Raw genomic sequence first — 4,891 nt, forward strand, 5'->3', positions numbered from 1 at the left:
GTCTCCTGCGGAGACACGACGCGGAGTGACTGCGTCACTCCCAACGCTGCCGCGTCGCTGCGCGACGCCGGGGGGTGACCCGGCTGGCAGTCACCTTCGGTGACTGCGGGCTGTACCGGTCGATTCAGGGTCTGCGGGCCGGTGGGGTGGAGGCGGGCCTCTCTGCGGGCCGTTTCTCCGGTGCCCCTTCGGGGTATTTCCGCAGCTCGCAAGCGGTTTGAGTGGGTTTCCCGGGGCTGACGTCGAGGGTGGACCGGGACCCTGCGGGCCCCTCTCCTACCGACCGCCTACCCGCTATCCTCTTGTCTGAGAGCAGTATGCCCACTCCGCGTAGCCATTTCCAGCCCTGCGGGCCGGCTATTCGGCACGTCACGCAGAGTACCGCAGCACTCTCTCACCGGGTGGTAAGTGGTCTAGACCGAAAAGACGCAGTTACGGGAAGGGATCGGGTGGCGCACGCCGGAAATCCCCCACACCAACCCACATGACAAACCCACATAACCCCTGCCCGGAAACACAACTGACGCACCACCAAAACCCCATACACAAACCACATAAGAAAACCCCTCACCCAAAATACAAAAACCGCATCAGAGGTGAGAGGTTCCCTGGGGGTTACCTCGCCGGCACATCTCATCTGGGGATGATCTGCCCGATCACGAAAAGAAGGAACGCAACGATGTTGATGAGTGCGAAGAGGCCGAGGAACACGGCGATACAGCCGCAGCTTCCGTCGTCCCTTCCAGCCTGGCGGTCCAGCTCGCGCTGCACCTCGCGCCTGATCTCCCACCTATCCATGGTTCGGATCTGCCCGACCCCTCACCGGAGCAACCGCGTCCGCGCCGGAACCGCCGTCCCCGCACAGGACCGGTCAGGTCGAGGACACTCCGCTGCTCAGAGAAGGCGACCGCCCCGCACCCGCGGGGGGGGCGGTCGCAGAACCGCGGGCCGGCAGCGGGGGGAAGGCCGCCGGACACGCGAGTCGAGTGCAGTCCCATGCGCTCGACCACCCGCCTACCCACCGTCCCCGACCTCACACCAGCGAGGCCCTGGGCGCGCTCCACGGCCCCGGGGCGCGGCGGTGTCGGTCGAGGAGCGGCCGGGTCACCGCAGCTCGCGGACGCCTCCCGGCGCTGCGCGGTCCAGGCGCTCGCGCCGGAGTCGTACGCCTCGGCAAGCTGGACCATGTGGTCGATGTCGGGCTTCCCCGGATCGGTGACCTCGGCGGCGTCGTAGTAGCTGATCCAGCGGCCACCGGAGAGTTTGCAGCCTGCCTCGACCCCCTCGCCCAGCAGGATCTCGGCGCGGGTGTTGCAGCCGTCGGCGGGGTCGAGCCCCTTGTTCCAGCGCCTGAAGGAGTCACGGTTGTAGCCCGCGCGGGACTCGTCCGCGACCGGGAGGAGTTCAGCGGCATCGGCCAGCGGCAGAACCCCCGCAGGCGGGGCGGCCGGGACGGAGGCTGGTCTAGCAACTACAGGGAGGGATCGGGTGGAGCACGCCGGAAAGCCCCTACCAACCCACATGACAAACCCGCATAACCCCTGCCCGGAAACGCAACTGACGCACCACCAAATCCTATACACAAAACGCATAAGAAAACCCCTCACTCTGAATACGGAAACCGCATCAGAGTGAGAGGCGGGCAGAAGAATTGAGGGGCGACTATTTCAGCCTTACGCAGTTTGGGCGTTGTGCCAGAGGAGGCGGGGCCGGTTAGTCCGAATCGATCGCGCCGGTTCCGTAGTCGGCTCCTGAGTCCGAGCCGTTGTCGTGCGCCTGGTCGCTTTCCAGCTTGCGCCAGATGAGAACACCGGAGACCGCCGTCACCGCCAGACCCACCGCCCAGATGAGACCCCAGGGAAGGTCTTTGCCGGTGATGACCAGACTCGCGAATGCGGTGAGACAGCCCGCCACGAGACCGGCCCACGCAGACAGGAAGACAGTCGTTCCCAGCTGCTCCCCGAAACCGTCCGACACCTCGCCCGCGTCCATGGCCCCCGCCCTCCTCGCCCACTGCCACCTGGAAGGCCCAGTCTTGTGCGCGCAAGGCCCCACGCCAACCCCTGGGACACCGCGCCGTGCCCACAGGCTGGACGTGGCCGGGCTGCACGTGCAGGAGGGGGAAGCAACGCGCAGCCGGGCTGTAGCCGCCGTGCCCAGGGCTTCGGTGCCTCCCGAATCCCCGTAGAAATGCTGTCGGTTCCTCGTGAACAGAGCCACGAGCGGTAAGCCGGCAACCGGAGCGGGGTCAGATTGAGGCTCAGGCGGCGTCCCACTGGTGGGCGCGGCCTTCGCGCCACTCGGCCCATGCCGGGTCGTCGAGGGCCGTCTCGGGGTCGGGGACGTCTGCGCGGTCGAGGAACGCCATCAGGTCGTGATGCGAGTAGGCCATGCTCAGGGTGTCGTCGTGACCGTGCCGGTGTGCGGTCACCCGCCGGCCCCGGGGCGGCGGGGGCAGGTGAATGGTGATCGGCGTCATGCTCATCCGCTCAGCCTCTCCCACGGTGTGGATCCGGGCGAGGTGGGTGCGGGGCCGGCTGCACGTGCAGGAGGGGGAAGCGACGTGCAGCCGGGCTCAGGGGGCCTGCAGGGTCTGCCCGACGCGGCTACCCCTGTCCGGGGGGCATACGCGTCTGCCCCGGCCGGGAGGGGCTGGGGCGGACGCGGGGTGCTGCCGAGGGGTCAGGCGCTGATGCCGACGGATGCGACGTAGGCGTATGCGGCGTAGTCGGAGTCGAGGTCGGTGATCACGTCGTCCCAGATCTCGTCGATCGTGTCGGCGTCCTGTCTGGCCCAGGCGTCGACGAGGTCGCCCCAGATGTAGCGGACGGTGATGGTGCGCTGGGACAGCGTCGGGCGGCGGCGTTCCTCGGGGACGTGGGCCTGGTCCACGGGGTAGATCTCCATGCGCCGGCCGCGGCCGGCGTTGTCGAGGTGGCGGGCGAGCCAGCCGGAGCGGGTCAGGTTCTCGCGGCGGCGGTGCCAGTACGCGGCGTCGATCTTCTCCCGGCTCGCGGGGGTCGGGGAGGTCTTGCCCTTGCCTCGCATCCATGCGCGGATCGTGCGCGGGGAGACTCCTTGGGCTTTCAGTTCCTCGCGGCCGGCTTTGCTGTCGAGGTAGCGGAGGCGGGCGGTAAGGCCGCGGTGGGAGGTGATGGGCGAGGAGATGCCCGAGGAATACACGATGCGGTTGAGTTCCTGGATGAGGGCTTCCCCGCCTTTCATTCCGCGGGCGTTGTACTTGTGGAATTCTCCCCATTGGGCCCAGAGTTCCGGCGAACCGGTCATCAGCGCTTACCTCCGAGAACGTACTCGTTCTTCACCTTGACCTGGGACAGGTCCCGGCCTTCCGAAAAGACCTTCCGCCAGTCTCCCACGAGGTGGAGTTCGTCCGTGCCGGAAATCTCGACAACCTGGAGCCCCGCACGGTGTGCTTTGTGGGCCTTCATCCACAGATTCGCGAATGCTTTCGACCGGATGATGTGCATCCAGTCCGGGCGGCGGATGTCGCGGTTTGCGCTCGATTCACCGATGGTCGAGACGAATTTCGAATACATCGCCTTGACGTAGGCGACGGTGATGTCGTCGCCCTGGGCGAGAGCTTCTTTCCGGACCTCGGCCAGTGCGCGGCGCATCTTCTCCAGGAGCGCTTCCGTGGCGCCGGAGACCAGGGAGCGGTGGATGACCGGGGCGTCGGCGAGGCCCTGGCGGGCGCAGTCGAGGAGCTGGCGGAGCGTGGACTCCGTCACCCACAGTTCCCCCGGCTCCAGGCGGTTGCCCAGGGGGTTGGGCAGGTCGGCGTGGTCCCAGTCGGCGGGGGTGATGAGGTGGACGCCGGCCTTTCGCTTGTCGTGCACGCCGCTGGTGTCCTCGCGCAGCTGCCCGATCGGGAGCCAGCACTTGAGCGCGGAGAGATAGGCGGCGTTCATGTCGAGCGCGGTGACGTCGAACTGCGCGCCCTTCTTCGCCGCCTTGAAGATTTCGGCGTTCCGCCACTTCGGGCGGCCCTCCCAGATCTCGTCCGCGCCTTTCTGGGACTTCTTGTGCAGGATCTCCGCGGTGGGCGGGAATTCGGAATGCTCGTACCGGCCGCCGACCCGGGACGACTTCATGAGTGCCATGACGTCCGGAATCGCGGCTTTGATGAGCGCGGCCTCGGCGGCGTCGATGTCGCCGCCGTGCCCGGCCACGACGTCCTGCACCCGGCCGGTGATCTGCTCCACCAGGCTCCCGGAGGCATACGCCGGAACGGGACGGCGGGGCCGGGCGGGGACGGGAGCGGCGGGCTGCTCCTGTCGTGCGGGGTCGGCGGGCGGCGCGGCAGGGGCGGCGGGCGCGGCCGGCGGCGGGACGGGGGCCGGGACGGCGGGAGTGGGAGCCGACTGCTCCTGCCGTGCGGGGCCGGCGGGCGGCACGGCCGGGGCAGCGGGCAGCGCGGCAGGGGCAGCGGGCCCGACCGACGGCGGGACGGGGGCCGGAGCGGCGGGAGCCGACTGCTCCTGTCGTGCGGGGTCGGCGGGGGCAGCGGGCGCGGCCGGCGGCTGGACGGGAGCCGGAGCGGCGGGAGTGGGCTGCCCCTGCCGTGCAGGGACAGCGGGCGGCGCGGCGGGGGGAGCGGGCGCGGCCGGCGGTGGGAGGAGGGTCTTGTTCTCGGGGACCGGGGGCAGTGCATCGTCGGTCGGGACGAGGGGCGGCTCCTGGCCCTCGGGGACCAGGGGGGTGTGGTGGGCGGACAGGGCGGCGGCGCACTCCTCGGCGGTCAGGTGCTGGGGGAAGCCGTCGACCTCCTCGGCCGCGGGCTGTCCGCACAGCACGCACGGCCCGACGGGTACGGGCACAGCGGCCCCGGCCCCGGCCCCGGCCGCGGCCGGGGCCGGGGCCGGGGCCGCTG

At 69.7% G+C, this 4,891-nt stretch carries 5 protein-coding genes; all 5 read right to left on the reverse strand.

What is annotated here, in order from left to right:
* Window positions 1-633: 633 nt before the first annotated feature.
* A complete protein-coding gene (locus ACFVU3_RS39775; RefSeq protein WP_390073679.1) occupies window positions 634-771 on the reverse strand; it encodes a hypothetical protein in 138 nt (45 codons plus the stop codon).
* 942 nt (window positions 772-1,713) lie between these two features.
* The gene (locus ACFVU3_RS39780; RefSeq protein WP_390073680.1) at window positions 1,714-1,992 is read right to left on the reverse strand and encodes a hypothetical protein; all 279 of its coding nucleotides are present in this window, start codon (window positions 1,990-1,992) and stop codon (window positions 1,714-1,716) included.
* A 268-nt stretch (window positions 1,993-2,260) separates the two neighbouring features.
* Window positions 2,261-2,485 carry a hypothetical protein gene (locus ACFVU3_RS39785; RefSeq protein ID WP_390073681.1) on the reverse strand — a complete coding sequence of 75 codons (225 nt, stop codon included), beginning with the start codon at window positions 2,483-2,485 and terminating at the stop codon, window positions 2,261-2,263.
* A 197-nt stretch (window positions 2,486-2,682) separates the two neighbouring features.
* Window positions 2,683-3,288 (reverse strand): hypothetical protein, encoded by a 606-nt coding sequence (locus ACFVU3_RS39790; protein WP_390073682.1) that lies wholly within the window; start codon window positions 3,286-3,288, stop codon window positions 2,683-2,685.
* Window positions 3,288-4,891 (reverse strand): hypothetical protein (locus ACFVU3_RS39795; RefSeq protein ID WP_390073683.1); only part of this gene is annotated, 1,604 nt, incomplete at its 5' end. The genes ACFVU3_RS39790 and ACFVU3_RS39795, both read right to left, overlap by 1 nt.

Origin of the sequence: Streptomyces sp. NPDC058052 (assembly GCF_042885515.1) — a bacterium.
Classification (GTDB): Bacteria; Actinomycetota; Actinomycetes; order Streptomycetales; family Streptomycetaceae; genus Streptomyces.